The organism is Streptomyces capillispiralis (assembly GCF_007829875.1).
Classification (GTDB): Bacteria; Actinomycetota; Actinomycetes; order Streptomycetales; family Streptomycetaceae; genus Streptomyces; species Streptomyces capillispiralis.
In genome coordinates this window covers 6,745,851-6,765,000 of sequence record NZ_VIWV01000001.1, presented here as the reverse complement: position 1 = coordinate 6,765,000, position 19,150 = coordinate 6,745,851, and the positions used below count along the sequence as shown (strand labels likewise).

The 19,150-nt window shown below is 73.2% G+C and carries 12 protein-coding genes (1 of these 12 running past the window's edge); 3 read left to right on the top strand and 9 right to left on the bottom strand.

What is annotated here, in order from left to right:
* A protein-coding gene (gene ptsP, locus FHX78_RS29650; protein ID WP_145870459.1) for a phosphoenolpyruvate--protein phosphotransferase crosses the window boundary here: on the top strand, positions 1-1,622 show its 3' portion. The gene continues 49 nt to the left of window position 1, outside the view; only the last 1,622 of its 1,671 coding nucleotides appear in the window; its start codon lies beyond the left edge, outside the window; its stop codon occupies positions 1,620-1,622.
* Between the two features lie 82 nt (positions 1,623-1,704).
* Here ptsP and FHX78_RS29645 read toward each other — a convergent pair whose 3' ends face one another.
* Positions 1,705-2,595: a hypothetical protein gene (locus FHX78_RS29645; protein WP_145870458.1), complete on the bottom strand. Its 891-nt coding sequence runs from the start codon at positions 2,593-2,595 to the stop codon at positions 1,705-1,707.
* 107 nt (positions 2,596-2,702) lie between these two features.
* Entirely contained in the window at positions 2,703-4,679 is a 1,977-nt protein-coding gene (locus FHX78_RS29640) for an acetoacetate--CoA ligase (protein ID WP_145870457.1), read from the bottom strand.
* A 213-nt stretch (positions 4,680-4,892) separates the two neighbouring features.
* Between FHX78_RS29640 and FHX78_RS29635 the strand changes: the two genes are divergently transcribed.
* On the top strand, positions 4,893-7,271 hold the full coding sequence (locus FHX78_RS29635) for a glycoside hydrolase family 31 protein (protein ID WP_145870456.1): 2,379 nt from the start codon (positions 4,893-4,895) through the stop codon (positions 7,269-7,271).
* On the opposite strand, the gene FHX78_RS29630 is transcribed toward FHX78_RS29635, so the two are convergent.
* Both FHX78_RS29630 and FHX78_RS29625 read right to left on the bottom strand, forming a co-directional pair.
* Positions 7,256-7,798, bottom strand: coding sequence for an NUDIX domain-containing protein (locus tag FHX78_RS29630; protein ID WP_145870455.1), 543 nt, complete (start codon positions 7,796-7,798; stop codon positions 7,256-7,258). The two genes, FHX78_RS29635 and FHX78_RS29630, sit on opposite strands and share 16 nt — an antisense overlap.
* Positions 7,799-7,845: 47 nt before the next feature.
* On the bottom strand, positions 7,846-8,655 hold the full coding sequence (locus tag FHX78_RS29625; protein WP_145870454.1) for a M15 family metallopeptidase: 810 nt from the start codon (positions 8,653-8,655) through the stop codon (positions 7,846-7,848).
* Positions 8,656-8,827: 172 nt separating this feature from the next.
* Here FHX78_RS29625 and FHX78_RS29620 point away from each other — a divergent pair, with 172 nt between their 5' ends.
* A complete protein-coding gene (locus FHX78_RS29620) occupies positions 8,828-10,453 on the top strand; it encodes a GGDEF domain-containing protein (RefSeq protein WP_145870453.1) in 1,626 nt (541 codons plus the stop codon).
* A gap of 280 nt (positions 10,454-10,733) precedes the next feature.
* Here the strand turns inward: FHX78_RS29620 and FHX78_RS29615 are convergent, their stop codons facing one another.
* From FHX78_RS29615 to FHX78_RS29595, 5 genes are read right to left on the bottom strand one after another with little or no spacing between them, the layout of a single operon-like run.
* Complete coding sequence (locus tag FHX78_RS29615; RefSeq protein ID WP_145870452.1) at positions 10,734-11,336, bottom strand: GTP-binding protein; 603 nt, start codon at positions 11,334-11,336, stop codon at positions 10,734-10,736.
* Complete coding sequence (locus FHX78_RS29610; protein WP_145870451.1) at positions 11,317-15,000, bottom strand: hydantoinase B/oxoprolinase family protein; 3,684 nt, start codon at positions 14,998-15,000, stop codon at positions 11,317-11,319. The genes FHX78_RS29615 and FHX78_RS29610 overlap by 20 nt, the downstream gene beginning before the upstream one ends.
* Before the next feature lie 24 nt (positions 15,001-15,024).
* Positions 15,025-15,420 (bottom strand): DUF742 domain-containing protein, encoded by a 396-nt coding sequence (locus tag FHX78_RS29605; RefSeq protein WP_145870450.1) that lies wholly within the window; start codon positions 15,418-15,420, stop codon positions 15,025-15,027.
* Positions 15,421-15,429: 9 nt separating this feature from the next.
* Complete coding sequence (locus tag FHX78_RS29600; protein ID WP_145870449.1) at positions 15,430-15,864, bottom strand: roadblock/LC7 domain-containing protein; 435 nt, start codon at positions 15,862-15,864, stop codon at positions 15,430-15,432.
* The gene (locus FHX78_RS29595; protein ID WP_145870448.1) at positions 15,861-18,854 is read right to left on the bottom strand and encodes a sensor histidine kinase; all 2,994 of its coding nucleotides are present in this window, start codon (positions 18,852-18,854) and stop codon (positions 15,861-15,863) included. Before FHX78_RS29595 ends, FHX78_RS29600 begins: the two co-directional genes overlap by 4 nt.
* Positions 18,855-19,150: the final 296 nt, after the last annotated feature.

Below are 19,150 nucleotides of genomic sequence, written 5' to 3'. Positions count from 1 at the left end.
GCGAGGTCCGGCACATGGGTACGGCGGTGCTGGAGCCGCCGGCCAAGCAGATCCCGGCCGAGGAGGCGGGACGCGAACAGGGGCGCGCCCGCAAGGCCGTCGAGGCTGTGGCGGCCGATCTGATGGCCCGCGGCAATCTTGCCGGGGGCGAGGCCCAGGCGGTGCTCGAGGCGCAGGCCATGATGGCCCAGGATCCCGAGCTGATGGCCGACGTGGAGCGGCGCATCGCCGTCGGCAGCACGGCCGAACGGGCGGTGTACGACGCGTTCGCCGCGTACCGCGAGCTGCTGGCGAATGCCGGTGAGTACCTCGCGGGCCGGGTGGCCGACCTCGACGACGTGCGGAACCGTATCGTCGCGCGGCTCCTCGGGGTGCCGATGCCGGGTGTGCCGGACAGCGACGAACCGTATGTCCTGGTGGCCCGTGATCTCGCGCCCGCGGACACGGCGCTGCTCGACCCGACGCTCGTGCTCGGTTTCGTGACCGAGGAGGGCGGGCCGACCAGTCACAGCGCGATCCTCGCCCGCGCGCTCGGCGTCCCGGCCGTGGTCGCGCTGCCCGGTGCCGGCGAGCTGGCCGAGGGCACGCTGATAGCGGTCGACGGCAGCACCGGCGAGATCTTCGTCGACCCGAGCGAGGAGAAGAAGGCGCAGCTCGAGGCCGCCGCGGCCGAGCGCAGGGCGGCGCTCGCGGCGTCGACCGGGCCCGGTGCGACCGCCGACGGTCACAAGGTGCCGCTGCTGGCCAACATCGGTGGGCCGGCGGATGTGGCGGCCGCCGTCGAGGCGGGCGCCGAGGGCGTCGGTCTCTTCCGGACCGAGTTCCTGTTCCTGGACGACGACAAGAAGGCTCCTTCCGAGGAGAAGCAGGTCGCCGCCTACCGTCAGGTGCTCGAGGCGTTCCCCGAGGGCCGGGTCGTCGTGCGCGTGCTGGACGCGGGCGCGGACAAGCCGCTGGAGTTCCTCACTCCGGCGGACGAGCCGAACCCGGCGCTGGGCGTGCGCGGTCTGCGGACGCTGCTGGACCACCCTGCGGTGCTGCGCACGCAGCTGACGGCGCTGGCGAAGGCCGCCGAGGGGCTGCCCGTCTACCTCGAGGTCATGGCCCCCATGGTGGCGGACCGGGCCGATGCCAAGGCCTTCGCGGACGCGTGCCGGGACGCGGGGCTCCGGGCGAAGTTCGGTGCCATGGTCGAGATCCCGTCGGCAGCCCTGCGGGCGCGCTCGGTGCTGCAGGAGGTGGAGTTCCTGTCGCTGGGCACGAACGACCTCGCGCAGTACACCTTCGCCGCCGACCGTCAGGTGGGGGCGGTCTCCCGGCTGCAGGATCCGTGGCAGCCCGCGCTGCTCGACCTGGTGGCGCTGTCCGCCGAGGCGGCGAAGGCCGAGGGCAAGAGCTGTGGTGTCTGCGGTGAGGCCGCGTCCGACCCGCTGCTCGCCTGTGTGCTGACCGGTCTGGGGGTCACCTCCCTCTCCATGGGTGCGGCGTCCATTCCCTACGTGCGGGCGGCACTGGCGAAGGTCACGCTGGCGCAGTGCGAGCGGGCCGCCGCCGCGGCGCGGGCGGCGGACAGCGCCGCGGATGCCCGTGACGCCGCTCAGGCGGTGCTGTCGGGCGAGTAGCCGGACCGGGCCCGGTCGGTGATCGGTTTCCCTGAGGGGCGCTCCACCCGAGGTGGGGCGCCCCTCTTCGCGCTGCCCCGGCTCAGTGGTGGTGGGCCGGGCCCGGGGGCTCCTCTCCGAGGTCGGGGGGTGCGCAGTAGTCGACGTTGGACTCCGGTGGGATGAGGTCCCCGGATTCGGCGTCGGTGCAGTACGCGTCGAAGACCTCCCCGGCGGTGAGGGGGGCGAGGCCGTACGCGCGCAGTCGCCAGCCGTGGACCCGGTCGGGTGTGCCGGGTTCGCTGATCCGCATGACCAGTCCGCCGGGGCTCCCGGTGGCCAGGCCGAGCGCCAGGACCGTGGTGAACTCGAGGGCCTCTGCCTCGTCCGGTGCCCCGGGGCCGTCGGTGGCGTCGGAGTGCAGGACGGCGACGAGGGTGTCCGCCGGGCCGGAGACGCTGCACACGAGGTGCCGGAAGCCGGGTGGCGCGGTGTCGAGGACGCGGGCGAGCAGGTACGAGGCGCGGGTGAAGGCGGCGCGGCCGAGGTCCTCCCCGCACACGGCGCAGCCGCCGAGACGGGCGAGCTGCATGGTGGCGTACTCCCAGGTCGCCTGGCGGACCGCTTCGTCGACGAGGGTCGGCAGGAGGTCGGCCAGTGGCCGGCCGTCGTAGGGGACGGCGGGGCCGGTGGACGCGAGTGCGGCCGTGTACCGGGTACGGCTGGTGGGGCTGTCGGGGTCGAGGCCGGTCCTGGCGCAGAACTCGGCGTAGTCCTCGGGGTCGAAGAGCGCGACCGTGGTGTGGCTGCCCTGCAGTGCGCGCGTCCTGAGGACGGCTTCCACGTGTTTGAGGTAGGTGGTGTGGTCGTCGAAGACGAAGCTGTCGTAGCGCCGCATGGCGCGGAAGTCGTGCTCGTCGGTCAGCAGTCCGATGGTGCCGACGATTTCGCGGCGCAGGACGCGTCGCAAGGTGCGGTGGTCGGTGTACGCCATGTCTCCCCCTGTGCACAGTCGATCAATGCTCACTCACAGTAATCGGCGGCACTGACAACGGGTGCGGGAGGAGACGCTGGCGAACCCCGGGAGGCCCGGGAGCGGGCTCAGGCGCGCTTGCGGGCGAGGTCCTCGTAGAAGGCGAGGAGGTCGAGGTTGTCGATGGATCCCGGGTTGACCGCCTTGTCCAGCGGGGTGCCCTGGAGGAGTCGCTTGACCGGGACCTCGATGCGCTTGCCGGTGAGGGTGTGCGGGACGCCGGGGACTTCGATGATCTCGTCGGGTACGTGGCGGGGTGAGAGCTGCTCGCGGATCGTCTGCTTGATGCGGTTCAGCAGGTGCTCGTCGAGGGTGGCTCCGGGTGCCAGGTGGACGAACAGGGGCATCCAGTAGCCGCCGTCGGGCTGTTCGACGCCGATGACGAGGGACTCCCTGATCTCGGGGAGCCGTTCCACGGCTTCGTAGATGTCGGCGGATCCCATGCGGACGCCCTGGCGGTTGAGCGTGGAGTCGGAGCGGCCGTGGATGACGACGGAGCCGCGGGGGGTGATGGTGATCCAGTCGCCGTGCCGCCAGACGCCGGGGTAGGTGTCGAAGTAGCTGTCGTGGTAGCGGCTGCCGTCGGGGTCGTTCCAGAAGTGGATCGGCATGGACGGCATGGGGTTGGTGACGACGAGTTCGCCGACCTCGTCGACCAGCGGGTTTCCGCTGGGGTCCCAGGCCTGGAGGTCGGTGCCCAGGCCGGGGGCCTGGAGCTCGCCGATGTGGACGGGGAGGGTGGGGACGGCTCCGGCGAAGCAGGAGCAGACGTCCGTGCCGCCGCTGACGGAGGCGATCCACAGGCCGGCGCCGTTCTCGGCGAACTCGTCGTGCAGCCAGCGGAAGCCGTCGGGGGGCAGGGGGGATCCGGTGGTGGCGACGCACTTGACCTTCGAGAGGTCGAAGTCGCGCGAGGGGTGCACGCCGGCTTTGCGGCAGGCCATGACGTAGGCGGCGGAGGTGCCGTAGAGGGTGGCTCCGGTGCGTTCGGCGATCCGCCACTGGGCGCCCGTGTCCGGGAAGCCGGGGCTGCCGTCATACAGGACGATCGTCGTTCCGGTCAGGAGGCCGGAGACGAGGAAGTTCCACATCATCCAGCCGGTCGAGGTGTACCAGAAGAAGCGGTCCTCGGGGCCCAGGTCGCAGTGGAGTCCGAGCTGCTTGAGGTGTTCGACGAGGATGCCGCCCTGGGACTGGACGATCGCCTTGGGCAGTCCCGTGGTGCCGGAGGAGTAGAGCACCCACAGGGGGTGTTCGAAGGGGACCTGCTCGAAGACCGGTTCCGTGTCCGCGGAGGTGAGGGCTGCCCAGTCCAGCGCGCCGTCGGGCGCTTCGGTGCCGAGCAGGGGGATGTGGACGACGGCGCGCAGGGTGGGCAGCTCGCGGCGCAGTTCGGCGACGACCTCGCGGCGGTCGTGCTCCTTGCCGCCGTAGCGGTAGCCGTCGACGGTGAACAGGACGACGGGTTCGACCTGCTGGAAGCGGTCGAGGACGCTGCGGGCGCCGAAGTCGGGTGCGCAGGAGGTCCACACGCCGCCCACGGCCGCGGTGGCGAGGAGGGCGACGACGGCCTGCGGGATGTTCGGGAGGTAGCCGCTGACGCGGTCGCCGGGGCGCACGCCGAGGGAGCGCAGTTCGGCGGCCAGGGAGCCGACCTGGCGGCGCAGCTCGGCCCAGGTGACGGGGCGGGGGTCGTGGGTCTCGTCGACGTGCAGGAGGGCCGGTTCGTCCGCGCGGGAGTCCGCCGCGCGCAGGGCGTGCTCGGCGTAGTTCAGGGTCGCGCCGGGGAACCACTGGGCGCCGGGCATCGAGCGGTCGCCCAGGACGTGCGCGTAGGGGGTGGAGAAGCGGACGCCGAACCATTCGGTGACCGCTTTCCAGAAGGTGTCCAGCTCGTCCACGGACCAGCGGTGGAGTGCCGCGTAGCCGCCCTCGGCGGGGGCGCCGTGGTGGGCGGCGGCCCAGGCCTGGAACTCGGTGATCCGTGCCTGGGCGATCTGTTCCGGATCCGGCTGCCAGAGCGGCTGGGGGTTCGTGGTCGACATGGGGCGGCTCCCGGACTGTGCGCGTCGTGTGCGTCCTCCGCGCACGGGCTGGGGTGTGCGCGTGACGCGGCTGACAGGGACGATGCCACGTGATCGACTTCTGCACCAGGGTGCCCCCCACATAGTCCCTGGCGTGAAGATGTGGCGCGGTCACGGGTGAACGGCAGTTGAACGACCCGCTCCCCGGGCGCTGTCGATGGCAGGGTGAGCACCATGGACGGTCGTGACCTGGTGCGTTCTGTGAAGGCGGTCGGTTCGGTGGGGGCGGCTCAGGGGTTGCGTGCCGTACGTGCAGCGTGGCGCAGGCGGCGGGCGGACGCCACCGGGCTGCCGCCGCGGGGGCCGGAGCGGGCCCGGGTGCCCGGGACGGTCACGGAGGTGGAGCCGGGGCCGGGTGGCGGGCTGATCAGGTTCGGCCGCTCGGAGCTGCGGATCTTCGTCGCGGTGAACGGTGCCGTCTTCTGGGGCTGGGACGGGGCGGCTCCCGAGCCGTCCTACGCGCTGGCCGGCCGCTGCCCCGACCCGGATCCCCGGGCCGCGCTGGAGCCGGACAAGGAGGGCGGCTGGCGCGTGGTGGCCGGGCGGGTGACGGTCGTGGTGTCACGGCAGGGCGCGGTGGAGGTGCTCACCCCCGGGGGTGTGACGCTGCGGCGCGATCTGCCGCCGCGGTGGTGGGAGCCGGTCGGCGGTGGCGCCGCGCGCTGGATGCTGCGGTCGGAGGTGGCGGCGGACGCCCGCTTCTTCGGGCTCGGGGGCCGTGCGTCGGGGCCCCGGCTGCGGGACGGCACGTACCGCTTGTGGAACACCGACCCGGGGCGTGCCTTCGGGCCCGGTGACGATCCGCTGCACATCACGATGCCGGTGCAGCTGGTGGTGGCCGACGCGGGCACGCATCTGGTGTTCCACGACAACCCGTGGGACGGCAGCGTGACGGTGCGGGAGGGTGCGGAGGGCGCCGGTTCCGGGCACGACCGGGACGGGGTGAGTGAGCTGCGGATGGACGGTGGCCCGCTGCGCTGCTGGGTGATGGTGGGCACCCCCGCGCGGGTGCTGCTCGCCTGGGCGTCGCTCACCGGTGCGCCGGCGCTGCCGCCCGCGTGGGCGCTCGGCCACCAGCACGCGCTCGCGGGTTCGGGCGGTGAGGACGAGGTCCGACGGGTCGTCGCGGGGCACCTCGAACACGGGCTGCCGCTCGACGCCGTGCACCTGGACGCCGGCCACCTCGACTCCCGTCGGGTGTTCACGGTCGACCAGGAGCGGTTCCCCAAGCTGCCGGTCCTCGCGGAGGAGCTGCGGCGCGAGGGGGTCCGGCTGGTGTCGGTCGTCGCTCCGGCGGTCGGTACGGCGCCCGGCACCGCCCTGTACGACGAGGGGGCGGGCCGGGACGCGTTCGTGCGGGATGCCTCCGGTGAGGTGGTGCGGGGGGTCTCCTGGCCCGGGGAGGCGGTGTTCCCGGACTTCACGCACGCGGGCGTGCGGGAGTGGTGGGGCGGGCTGTACGCGGAGCGGCTGGCTCAGGGGTTCTCGGGTGTGTGGCACACCTCGGACGAACCGACGTCGTCCACGGCGTTCGGGGAGCCGACGCTGCCGCGGTCGGCGCGGCACGCCCTGGACGGGCGGGGCGGCGACCATCGTGAGGCGCACAACGTGTACGGGCTGTGCATGGCCGGGGCGGCGTACGAGGGGCTGCGGGGGCCGGCGCCGGACGAGCGGCCGTTCGTGTTCTCGCGTTCCGGGTGGGCCGGTATGCAGCGTCACGGCGGAGCGTGGACGGGCGAGGCGGTGGCGGGGTGGGACGGGTTGCGCGCGTCGCTGGCCCTGGTTCTGGGGCTGGGGCTGTGCGGGGTGCCCCACGCGGGCCCGGACTCCAGTGGTCCGGATGGGGAGTCGTCGTCCGAGTTGTCGGTGCGCCGGCTCCAGTTGGGCGCGTATCTGCCGTTGTTCCGCACGCACGCCGGTCCGCGCGGGGGACGCGGGGAGTTGTGGGAGTTGGGTGCCGAGGTGCTGGAGCACGCGCGCGCGGCGCTCGCCGAACGCCGGCGGCTGCTGCCGTACTTCGTGACGCTGGCCCATCTCGCCCGGCGTACCGGGGCGCCGTGTGCGCGGCCGTTGTGGTGGTCGGTGCCCGAGGAGCGGGCGGTGCGCGACTGCGAGGACGCCTTCCTGCTGGGTGACTGTCTGCTGGTGGCGCCGGTGCTGGAGCCGGGGGCGGTCCGGCGGGCCGTGCGGCTGCCGCGCGGACGGTGGTACGACACGGCGACGGAGCGGGCGTACACGGGTCCGGGGCAGGTGCTGGTCGATGCGCCCCTGGGCCGGATACCGGTGTTCGCCCGCGCGGGGGCCGTGCTGCCGGTGCGGGCGGAGGACGGCGGTCCGCAGCTGGAGGTGTGGGCTCCGGAACGGGGGCGGACCGGGGGCGGGCTGGTCGTGCCGGATGCCGGCGACGGGTGGGAGGAACCGGAGATCGAGCGCTACACGGTCCGGTGGTCGGGCCCGCGGATCGTCGTCGAGCGGGAGTGCGGGGACGGTGTGGGTGAGCCGTCCTGCCCGGTGCGCGTCCGCGGGCTGGGCCACGTTCAGGGGCAGATGTAGCGGCCCTCGAACCAGGCGCGTACCGCCAGGGTGTGCAGGGGGAAGGCGAGTTCCTCGGGGCGGCGGAGCAGGTGCCTCCCGGAGGTCTCGTCGGTGGGGGCGGAGGGCGGCAGGTCCTCCGCCGGACGTTCCGGAAGCAGCCCGAACAGCAGCAGGTGTCCGTCGGGTGAGCTCATGGCGTCGGCGAGCCGCACGTCGCGGCTCTCCGCGACGATGCCGGTCTCCTCCTGGAGTTCACGGACGACGGCGTGGCGCCAGTCCTCCCGGTCGTCGATGTAGCCGCCGGGCAGGGCGGTGCCGCCGCGCGCGGGCTCGATCGTCCGGGTGATGACGACCAGGGAGGTGCCCTGCGTGTCGTACACGGGCTGAAGGGCCACGGCGACGGGCAGCGGGTTGCGGTAGGCGACGGTGCCGCACGCCGGGCAGGTGCGGGGCCAGCCGGAGACGCCCTCTCCGAAGGGCGTGCCGCAGCTCGAACAGTGGGAGTCCGGCGCGGAGTTGGGAACGGAGGCTTGAGTTTCGGACACGCGCGCGACTGTATCCGATCACTCGGGGGGCGTCTCCGGTAGGTCGTTCAGTGGTGGCCGGTGAGGGCCCGGCGGGACACCGGGAAGTCGAAGTAGGTGTCCGGGTACGCCTCGGGCTTGAAGGTGTAGTGCCACCACTCCTCGGCGAGGTTCACGTAACCGAGGTCCTCCAGGGTGTTCTTCAGCAGGAGCCGGTGGGCGCGCTGTTGGCCCTGGACACGGGGGTCGAGGGTGTGGCTGAGGGTGTCGAAGCAGTCGTATCCGGTGCCCATGTCGACGGAGTTGTCGGGGAACCGCTCGTCCTGTGGGGCGAAGCAGGGGGTGAGGGGCTGTCCGGGATGGTAGGGCCGGGTCGGTCGCGCGGGCAGTTCCACGAGGGTGAGGTCCACGGTCGAGCCGCGGCTGTGGCCGGATTTCTCCGCGATGTACCCGTCGGCGAAGAGGCGGGTCTTGTCGACGTCGGGGTAGAACTCGGCCTTCATGGCCTGGTCGTCGAGGTCCTTTGCCCAGCGGACGAAGTGGTCGACCGCGCGCTGGGGGCGGTAGCAGTCGTACACCTTCAGGGAGTAGCCCCGGCGCAGCAGTGCGCGCTGTGCGGTGTGCAGGGCCTCGGCGGCGGGGCGGGTGAGGATGCACAGCGGCTGCCGGTAGCCGTCGACGCGCTCGCCCACGAAGTTGTGCGGGGTGAAGTAGCGCATCTCCTGGATGATCGTCGGGTCCACGCTGTTCAGCGCCACGAAGTCCTCAGGTGCTCGGGGCTCGGGCTCCGCCCGGGCGGGGGCGGCCGCGGCGGTCGCGGTGAGCAGGGCGGCGAGGGCGGTGACCAGACCGCGGACGGCGGTGGAGAGTCGTGTCATGTCTCCTGCATCTATCAGGAGTGGGCCGCGCCGGGGAAGCACCCCGTCCGCGGGACACGGACACCGCGCGGCGCTCCGCGGGCGGCCGAGCGGGGAGCGACCGCTCCGAAATGCTGCGTGAACGTCTCATGAACTGCGCCTGGGCGGGGTGGTGCGGCGCCATCATGCTCCCGTGAGCTCCTGGACGGACAGTCTCCGCTTCGCCTTCCAACCCGTGGTCAACCTGACGACCGGCGCGGTGGCGGGCCTGGAGATACTGGCCCGCCCCGAGAGCGGCGACGTACTGGCCGAGGCCCGTCGCGATCCCGAACTCGACCTGCGGCTGGCGGTGTCGGCCGTGCGGGCGGCGGTCCGCAGGGAGACGCTGCTCCCGCTGTTCGTGAACGTGTTCGCCGGCACCCTCGCCGACCTCGGCGGCCTCGCCGCGCTGCACGACGCCGTGCGCGAGGCGGGCCGACTGCCGTGGGAAGTGACGGTCGACATCGGCCCGCCCTACACGCACGTGCCGCGGGGGGCGCTGCTGGACGCGGTCACCGCGCTGCGCGGTCACGGCTTCCGCGTCTGCGCGGACGGCGTCGGGGACGGGGACATCCCGCTGAGCCGGCTCACCGATCTCGCGCCCGACCTGGTCAAGCTGGACGCGTCGCTGCTGGCACGGCCCGCCGCGGTTCGGGCGATGCGCACGCTGTGCGAGGAACTGGGGGCGCTGCTGTCCGTCGAGGGCGTCGAGACCGAAGGCCAGTACGCGACGGCGCTGGCGGCCGGGGCCCAGCTGGCCCAGGGCAACCTGTTCGCGCCGCCGGCCCGGCTGCCCGCCGCGGACGTGTACGTTCCGCCGCGGGCGTCCGGGGCGGTGACGGCGCCCCGGTCCGGGCCGTCGGTGCGGGAGTTCGTACGGCCGGCCGCGCTGCTGCCCGCCACCGCGTCCGCCGGACATGTGCGGGCCCTGCTGACCGGGTGTCCGGACGTGTCCGGGGTGCTGCTGGTGGACCGGTCCGGGGTTCCGGTGCGGTCGGTCCACCGCTCCCGCTTCCTGCTGTCGATGTCCGGGCGCTACGGACACGCCCTGTACGCCGACCGGCCCGCCGCCAAGCTCGGCGACCCGCCCCGGACGGTGGGCGTCGACGCCACCGCCTGGGAGGTCCTGGAGGTGGTGGCGGTCGGGGACCGGGGCCGCACCTCGGACGACGTGGCCGTGGTGGACGCGCACGGCCGGTGCGTGGGGGTGGTCCGGCTGGCGGACCTGGTGCGCGCGCTCGCCGAGACCCGGGTGGAGGAGGCGGCGGGGCTCAATCCGCTCACCCGGCTGCCCGGTTCGGACGCGATCACCGCCGAGGTGGACCGGCGGATCGCGGGCGGCCGGGCGTTCGCGCTGAGCTGGCTGGACGTGGACCACTTCAAGCGGGTGAACGACGGGGCGGGGTTCGCGGCGGGCGACGAACTCATCCGCGCGGTGGGGCGGGCGGTGCAGCACGCCGCGTCGGGCACCACCCGCGTGGGGCACATCGGCGGGGACGACTTCCTCGTGCTGTCCGATCCGGAGGCGCTGGACGCGTTGGCGTGCTCGGTCCTCGACACGCCCTGGGCGGCGGGCGGCCATCCCGTCACGCTGTCGCTGGCCACGGTCCTGTGCCCACCGGGCAGCGTGCCGGACCACCGGCAGGCGGCGGCGTCTCTGGCCCCGCTGAAGACGGCCGCCAAGGCGCTGCACGGCACGAGCTGGGTGCTGGCCCGGGCGGGGGCGGCCGGCCACGAGGTCCGCCGCGGGACCGAGAGGGCTCCGGCGCCGGCGGGTTGACGGCAGGCGGGCCGGTTCTCCGTCCGGGTGGCCGACAACCGTTGCTGTCGGCCACCTTGACGTCCCCGGAGTGCCGGTGAACCCGTCCCGCTTCAGTGGACGCCGGCCGTGGCGGCGGCGGTCCGGGACCGCGAGTACCGCGACTGGCGCAGGGCGGTGGAGAGGAGCCTCGGCCTGCTGGAGGAAGGCGAGGGCTGACCGTACGCGCGTGGTGCGGCGTCCGCGCGCCGCGGCCCGTGCTCCGGCCGGCGGGAGCACGGGCCGTGGACCCGTCGTCGCCTCAGGTGGTGACCGCCCTCCGCTGCGCGGCCTGCGCCATGGCGTGCTGGACGACGCCGATGAGGACCTCCTTGACCGACTCGCGGTCCCGCGCGTCGGTCATCACCAGCGGCACGTGGGTGTCGAGGTCGAGGGCCCGGCGGATGTCCTCGCCCGGGTAACGCGTTGCTCCGTCGAAGCAGTTGACGCCGACGACGAACGGTATGGAGCGCCGCTCGAAGTAGTCGATGGCCGCGAAGCAGTCCTCCAGCCGCCGGGTGTCGGCGAGGACGACGGCCCCGAGGGCGCCCTCGGACAGCTCGTCCCACATGAACCAGAACCGCTCCTGGCCCGGTGTGCCGAAGAGGTACAGCACCAGGTCCTCGCGGAGCGTGATGCGGCCGAAGTCCATGGCCACGGTGGTGGTGCGCTTGCCCTCCACGCCACTGGTGTCGTCGACCGGGCGCCCCGCCTCCGTGAGCAGCTCCTCGGTGCGCAACGGCCTGATCTCGCTGACCGCGCCGACCAGCGTGGTCTTGCCCACGCCGAAGCCGCCGGCCACCAGGATCTTGAGCGTGACGGGCTCGACCGGGGGCTTGCCGCGCTCAGAACGCCCGAAGATCATCGATCACTTCTCCTGCTTGATGGGAATCGGGCGGCGGGCCGTATCCCCCGCCGCCGGGGGTTTCGATCACGAACACGTCGCCCGGGCCGACGTCCGCGCTGTCGCTTCCGCCGAGCGCGGTGACCGTGCCGTCCGCGCGTTCGATCCGGTGGGCGCCCCGCGCTCCCGGTCCCCCGCCGGCCATGCCGTACGGGGGGACCCTGCGGTGCTGGGAGAGCGTGGAGACGGTCATGGGCTCCAGGAAGCGGATGCGGCGCACCGCTCCGTCCCCGCCGCGCCACCGCCCCGGTCCGCCACTGCCGCGGCGCACCGCGAACTCCTCGAGTCGGACGGGCAGTCGCCACTCCAGGACCTCGGGGTCGGTGAGCCGCGAGTTGGTCATGTGGGTCTGTACGGCCGAGGCGCCGGGGAACCCGTCTCCCGCGCCCGAGCCGGAGGCGACCGTCTCGTAGTACTGGTGGCGCGCGTTGCCGAAGGTGACGTTGTTCATGGTGCCCGATCCCTCCGCCTGGACGCCGAGGGCCGCGTAGAGGGCGCCGGTGACGGCCTGGGAGGTCTCCACGTTGCCGGCGACGACGGCGGCCGGGGGCTCGGGCGCCAGCATAGAGCCCGGCGGGACGATGATCCTCAGCGGGCGCAGACAGCCGTCGTTGAGCGGGATGTCGTCGTCCACCAGGGTGCGGAAGACGTAGAGGACGGCCGCGTTGACGACCGAGAAGGGGGCGTTGAAGTTGGTGGGCAGCTGGGCGGACGTGCCCGTGAAGTCGATGGTCGCGCTGCGGTCGCGGCGGTCCACGCGCACGCGTACGCGGATGACCGCGCCCGCGTCGGTCTCGTAGGCGTACGCGCCGTCGTCGAGGGCGTCGACGACCCGGCGCACCGCCTCCTCGGCGTTGTCCTGGACGTGCTTCATGTAGGCCTGGACGACGTCGAGTCCGAAGTGCTCGATCATGCGGCCGACCTCGTCGACGCCCTTGTGGTTGGCGGCGATCTGGGCGCGCAGGTCGGCCAGGTTGGTCTGCGGGTTGCGGGAGGGGTGGGGCGCCCCGGTGAGGAGGCGGAGGGTCTCCTCCTCGCGGAAGCGGCCGTTCTCGGCGAGCGGCCAGTTGTCGAAGAGGACGCCCTCCTCGTCGATGGTGCGGCTGTGGGCCGGCATGGAGCCGGGGGCGATGCCGCCGATCTCGGCGTGGTGGCCGCGTGAGGCCACGTAGAAGAGGACCTTCCGGTCACTCTCCGTGGCGTCGGCGGGCCCGGTACCGAAGACCGGGGTGATCACGGTGACGTCGGGCAGATGGGTGCCGCCGTGGTACGGGTCGTTGACGGCGTAGGTGTCGCCGGGGCGCATGGCGGTGCCGCGCCGCCGGATGACCTCCTTGACGCTCGTGCCCATGGATCCCAGGTGGACGGGGATGTGCGGGGCGTTGGCCACCAGGTTCCCGTCCGGGTCGAACAGGGCGCAGGAGAAGTCCAGGCGCTCCTTGATGTTGACGGACTGGGCGGTGGACTCCAGGCGGGCGCCCATCTGTTCCGCGATGGACATGAAGAGGTTGTTGAAGACCTCCAGCAGCACCGGGTCGACTTCCGTGTCGGCGTCGGAACTCTGCGTGACCGCGACGCGTTCCATGACCAGATGCCCGTGCTCGGTCGCCGCGGCCCGCCAGCCCTCGTCGACGACGGTCGTCGCACCGGATTCGGTGATGATCGCCGGGCCGGTGACGGGTGCGCCGGGGGGAAGGTCCTCGCGGCGGTGCAGGGGCGCCTCGCGCCAGGTGCCGCCGGTGTGGAGGCGGACGGTCCGGGGGGCGTCGGGGGCGTGACGAGGGGTGCCTTCGTAGGGGGCGAGGGCGGAGAGATCGGGGGGTTCGGTGAGGCCGGTGGCTTCCACGGAGAGGGACTCGACGACGATCGGCCGGTCGAGTGTGAAGGAGTACGTGGCGCGATGACGTTCCTCGAAGGTGCGCCGCATCGTGTCGGGCTCGGTCAGCTCGACGGTGAGGGTGGTGTCGGTGCCGTCGTAGCGCAGCTGGGCGCGGCGGGTGACCTCGACGCGTTCCCCGGGGACGTCCTCGGCGAGGAGTTCGGCGCGGGCCGCCGCCTCCAGGTCGTCGGCGGTCCTGTGGACGCGGGGCATGGCGGCGGGCTCCAGCGGGGCCTCCACGGACTGCTCGCGCATGGCCGTGGTGTCGGCGAGGCCGATGCCGAGCGCGGACAGGAGGCCCGCCATGGGCGGGACGAGGACGGTGCGGATGCCGAGGGAGTCGGCGACCATGCACGCGTGCTGTCCGCCCGCCCCGCCGAAGGTGGTCAGGGCGTACCGGGTGATGTCGTGGCCCTTCTGCACCGAGATCCGCTTGATCGCCTGGGCGATGTTGGCGACGGCGATCTGCAGGTAGCCCTCGGCCACCTGCTCGGGGGTGCGGTCGTCTCCCGTCCGGTCACGGATGTCGCGCGCGAGGGCGGCGAAGCGGTCGCGGACGACTCCGGCGTCGAGGGGCTGGTCGCCGTCCGGGCCGAACACGGCGGGGAAGTGGGCGGGCTGGATGCGGCCGAGCATGACGTTGGCGTCGGTGACGGCGAGCGGCCCGCCGCGGCGGTAGCAGGCGGGACCCGGGTCCGCGCCGGCCGAGTCCGGGCCCACGCGGTAGCGGGAGCCGTCGAAGTGCAGGACCGACCCTCCCCCCGCGGCGACGGTGTGGATGTCCAGCATGGGCGCGCGCAGCCGCACTCCGGCGATCTGCGTGGTGAGGACCCGTTCGTACGCGCCCGCGAAGTGCGAGACGTCGGTGGAGGTGCCGCCCATGTCGAAGCCGATGACATGGTCGAAGCCGGCGAGTTGCGACATGCGGGCCATGCCGACGATGCCGCCGGCCGGCCCGGAGAGGACGGCGTCCTTGCCGCGGAACTGCCCGGCCTCGGCGAGCCCCCCGTTGGACTGCATGAACATCAGCCGTACGCCTTCGAGTTCGCCGGTGACCTGCCGGACGTAGCGGCGCAGCACGGGCGAGAGGTAGGCGTCGACCACGGCGGTGTCCCCGCGCGGGACGAGCTTCATCAGGGGGCTGACCTCGCTGGACAGCGAGATCTGCGGGAAGCCGACGCGGGCGGCGAGTTCCCCGACCGCCTGTTCGTGGGCGGGGTGCAGATGGCTGTGCAGGCAGACCACGGCGACGGCGCGGATCCCGTCGTCGTACGCCGTGCGCAGCGGCCCGGTGAGGGCGTCGAGGTCCGGGGCGCGCAGGACGGTGCCGTCGGCGGCGATGCGCTCGTCCACTTCGATCACCCGCTCGTACAGCGGCTCGGGCAGGTCGATGCGGCGGGCGAAGATGCGGGGGCGGTTCTGGTAGGCGATGCGCAGTGCGTCGCGGAAGCCGCGGGTGACGACCAGCAGGGTGCGCTCACCCTTGCGTTCGAGGAGGGCGTTGGTGGCGACGGTGGTCCCCATGCGCACGGCGTCGACGGGGGCGTCGGACCCGGCCAGCAGCTCGCGGACGCCCAGGACGGCCGCGTCGCTGCCGGCGGGCCCCCGGCCCGCCCGGGGCCGGGAGCGGTCCGGTGCCGGATGCCCGGACAGCACCTTGTGGGTGAGCAGGCTGCCGTCGGGGCGCCGCGCGACGATGTCGGTGAAGGTGCCGCCCCGGTCGACCCAGAACTGCCAGCCTGTCACGTCAGTACCCCGCTTCCGCGCCGGTCACAGCGCCCGGAGGCCGTTGATCACGTCGCGCAGAATACTCTCGTCCGGCAGTTCCGCCGGGGGTACGGGCCGGTTCACATGGACGAACGCGCTGTCCACGAGATCTCCGACGAGGACCCGGACGACTCCTATCGGCAGGTCGAGTTCGGCCGCGAGTTCCGCGACCGTCTGCGGGACGTCACGGCACAGTTCGACGATGTCCACATGCTCCGGGGAGAGTGTGGGATCCGTCTCGGGATCGTCCGCGTCCGGTTCCGTGACGACCACCGCGATCAGGTCGAGGCGGTGCTGGGCCGCACTGGTGGTGCGGCCCCGCGTCATGGCGTACGGGCGGACGACCGGTCCGGCCTCGTCGTCGAACCAGTGGCTTCTCCCCTGACCGTCAGCGCTCATGTCACCCCACTACCCGCCCGAGGGCACATCGGTGCGCGGAGCGGCGCCCAGATGGACTCCGACCCGCTTCACCAGAAGCGTCATCTCGTAGGCGACCTGTCCGACGTCCGAGTCGGCGTCCGCGAGGACGGCGAGGCAGCTGCCGTCGCCCGCCGCGGTGACGAAGAGGAACGCTTCGTCGAGTTCGACGACGGTCTGGCGGACCTGGCCGGCCTCGAAGTGGCGGCCCACGCCCTTGGCGAGGCTGTGGAAGCCGGAGGCGACGGCGGCCAGGTGCTCGCTGTCCTCGCGGGTCAGGTCCTTCGACGCGCCCGTGGCCAGGCCGTCGCCGGAGAGCACGATCGCCTTGCGGATGCTGGCGACGCGGTCCACGAGGTCGTCGAGAAGCCAGTTCAGCTCGCCCTTGTCCGTCGTGCTGTGGCCGGTGCCCTTCGGTGCGGTCATCGACCGTCCCCCTCTGTCGTTCGTCGTGGTGCTGTGCCGCTGTCGGCGTCGTCGCCCGCGGCGTTCTCCGCGCGGCCACGCTGCCAGCCCCGCTGGAGCGAGGCCATGCGGCTGCGTACTTCGTCGGCATCTCGTTCAACGGGCCGGGCGGCGTCCTCGTTCCGCCGTTCCCCACCGCGCTTGAGCTGCGGGGCGAGGCTGGCCTGCCGTACGCGCCGGGGCAGTGCCCCGGCGCCGGGCGCCGGGGAGCCGCTGTCCGGTCCCTCGGCCGCCGGCGGGGCATCGTCCGCGCCGCTCGCCGTGTTCGCGGGGCGGCGGACCCGCTGGGGCAGGCCGGCCGGCGGGCCGGAGCGGTCGTCGCGCGCGGGGCCGGCGGGTGACGGGGACGCGCCCCGCTCCCCGGCGCTGTGCGCGGGGCGGGCCGGGTCGGTGTGCCGTCGGCGGGCGGGCAGCGGCGGGGGCGCCTCCGCGTCCGGCCCGCCGGGTTCGTCGGCGGCGGAGAGACGCTCGGTGCGGCGGCGGGACGGGAGCGGGGACAGCGGCTCCGGGCCCGTACGGCGGGTGGTCCGGCGGCGTACGGGGTCCTCGCCCCGGCGGCGGGTCGGCAGCGTGGGTGCCGTTGCCGAGTCGTCGCGGGCCGGTGCCGTGGCCGCGTCGTCCTCGTCCGCGCGTTCGCCCCGCGTGCGCTGGTCGCGCACCGGGCGTCCGTGGGAGCTGACCAGCTTGGGTGTCGCCCTGCGGCCCGGCGGGGCCGGGGCGCCCGTCCGGTCGTCCGCGCCCGGGTCCGTGCCCTCGTGCCCGCCGGGTTCCGGCTGATGCGGGCCGCGGCCGGGCCGCTCGTCGGCGCCGCCGGTCAGGGAGCTGCGGGGGCGGAAGAGGCCGCCGTCCTCACCCTCCTCGTCGCCGAGGGCGCCGGTGAAGCCGTCGAGGGCGTCCAGGTCGACGGGGGCTTCCAGTTCGACGGGGCCGTCCAGCAGCGAGGCGGGCAGCCGGGGCAGCTGTACGGGCTGGGAGAGCGCGGCGCGGCGGCTCTCCTCCGGTTCGCGGTCCTTGGTGCGCCGGGGGCGGTCGAGACGGAAGCCGACGCCGTTGGTGTCCGGGACGTCGTCCGTCAGCAGGGCGTCGGGGATGAAGACGACCGCCGTGGTGCCGCCGTACGGGGAGGGTTGCAGGGAGACCCGGACGTTCTGGCGCTGGGCGAGACGGCTGACCACGAACAGTCCGAGCCGGTCCGTGTCGGAGAGCTCGAACTCCGGGGTCTCGGCGAGCCGGAGGTTGGCGTCCAGGAGGGCGTCGGCGGCCATGCCGAGCCCCCGGTCGTGGATCTCCAGGGTGAAGCCGTTGGCCACGCGCTCGCCCACGACTTGGACGGCGGTGTGGGGCGGGGAGAACACCGTGGCGTTCTCCAGCAGTTCGGCCACGAGATGGGTGAGGTCGGCGACGGCCGGTCCGGTGACGGCGACCCTCGGCAGCCTGCGGACCTCGACCCGTTCGTAGTCCTCGACCTCGGCGACCGAGGCGCGGACGACGTCCATGAGCTGGACGGGCTTGCGCCACTGCCGGGAGGGGGCGGCGCCGGAGAGGATCACCAGGCCCTCGGCGTGCCGGCGCATACGGGTGGTGAGGTGGTCCAGCCGGAACAGGTCGGCGAGTTCCTCGGTGTCCTCGGTCCTGCGCTCCATGGTGTCCAGGAGGGTGAGCTGCTTGTGCAGCAGGACCTGGCTGCGGCGGGCGAGGTTGACGAACACCTCGGAGACGCCGGCGCGCAGTTCGGCCTGCTTCACGGCGGCCTCCACGGCGGCGCGCTGAAGCGTGTTGAGGGCCCGGCCGACCTCCCCCATCTCGTTCCTGTCGTACTCCAGGAGCGGCACCTCGGTCTCGACGTCGACCTGTTCGCCCGCCGACAGGCGGCGCATCACGCTGGGCAGCCGCACCCCGGACGCCTCATGGGCCTCCAGACGCAGCTGCCGCAGGTCGCGGACGAGCCCGCGGCCGACGCGTACGGAGAGGAAGAGGGAGACCAGGAGGGCGATCAGTCCGAGGGTGCCGGCGACGACGGCCTGGGTGATGACGCCCATGGCGACGGGGCGGACGCGTTCCTGGTAGCGGTCGGTGGCCTGGTCGTTGAGGGCGGCGAGTTCGGAGAGCACATTGCCGGCGGCGGTGTCCCAGCTCCTCGCGGTGATGCCGCGGGGCGTCCCGGTGCCGGAGGAGATCGCGGCCTCCTCACCCACCCGCAGCGGAGCGGACGCGGCGTTCTTCCAGAAGGTCTCGTAGCGGTCGCGTTCGGCCACGGGCAGCTGCGGCAGACCGGCGTCGTACATCAGCGTGCGCTGCGCCACGAGGTCGGAGACGTCCCGCAGTTCGGCCCGGGACAGCTTGCCGACGATCAGGGCGGAGCCGAGCAGGGCGTCCTCGCGGGAGAGCAGCTCACGCGCGCGGGCGAGGGTGACGAGGGCGCGGTACTGCTTGTCGAGTTCGACGTCCTCGACGACGTGGAGGTCGGCCAGCAGGACGTAGCACGGGTCGATCAGCCGGTTGTAGAGGTCGAGGGCCTGGGAGCGGTTGACGGTGCCGTCCTCGACGCTGCGGCGCAGGGACTCGATGCCGTCGAAGGAGTCCAGCACCGCGGTCAGCTCGGCGGTGTCGCCGTGCATGGCCTCGTGGATCTCGGAGTCCGCGGCGCTCCTGCGGACGCCGGCGATGGCCCGGTCGGTGGCGGCGCGGCTGCGCCGGAGTGCGGCGAGTCCGTCGGAGGAACGGGGATCGGCGAGGTGGACGAGGGTCTGCCGGCGCTCCTGCTGCAGGACGCGGACGGTGTCCTCGACGGGGTAGCCGACCTCCTCCATCACCGACGACACGTCGAACAGATGGCTCGCCTCGCGGCCCGTGATCACCGTGGTGAAGGCCCAGATCGTCGTCAGGGACAACAGCGGCACGAGAAGCAGCGCCACGATCTTCCGGCGGATGGACTTCCCGCGAAAGCGCATGGCCTCCCCCAGCTCGGCCCCCGATCGACCGGGGGTACACACATGTGCGTCAACAAACGGCGCGAGCCTACTACCGAGCCGGGGCGAACTCGAAGAGCCGTCCGGAACATGCAGCTCCGAGCCGGTGGCGGGAGATGGTGAGTTGTCCGGTGATTGCGGGAGATTGCCTCCCGCAACGTACCGCGTCCCGCACCCGCCCATCTCCCCACGGAGCAGGAACGGTTGGCCGAAATCTTTCCCACTCGGGAATCTTCGCGACGCGCCGTTCGTCCTTCTCTGTGGGAAATGGGGGCGGA

Coding starts and splice junctions, on each gene's coding strand:
- FHX78_RS29635 (WP_145870456.1), top strand. CDS start 4,893: ATGGACGGTCGTGACCTGGTGCGTTCTGTGAAGGCGGTCGGTTCGGTG.
- FHX78_RS29645 (WP_145870458.1), bottom strand. CDS start 2,595: ATGGCGTACACCGACCACCGCACCTTGCGACGCGTCCTGCGCCGCGAA.
- FHX78_RS29640 (WP_145870457.1), bottom strand. CDS start 4,679: ATGTCGACCACGAACCCCCAGCCGCTCTGGCAGCCGGATCCGGAACAG.
- FHX78_RS29625 (WP_145870454.1), bottom strand. CDS start 8,655: ATGACACGACTCTCCACCGCCGTCCGCGGTCTGGTCACCGCCCTCGCC.
- FHX78_RS29615 (WP_145870452.1), bottom strand. CDS start 11,336: ATGATCTTCGGGCGTTCTGAGCGCGGCAAGCCCCCGGTCGAGCCCGTC.
- FHX78_RS29605 (WP_145870450.1), bottom strand. CDS start 15,420: ATGAGCGCTGACGGTCAGGGGAGAAGCCACTGGTTCGACGACGAGGCC.
- FHX78_RS29595 (WP_145870448.1), bottom strand. CDS start 18,854: ATGCGCTTTCGCGGGAAGTCCATCCGCCGGAAGATCGTGGCGCTGCTT.
- FHX78_RS29600 (WP_145870449.1), bottom strand. CDS start 15,864: ATGACCGCACCGAAGGGCACCGGCCACAGCACGACGGACAAGGGCGAG.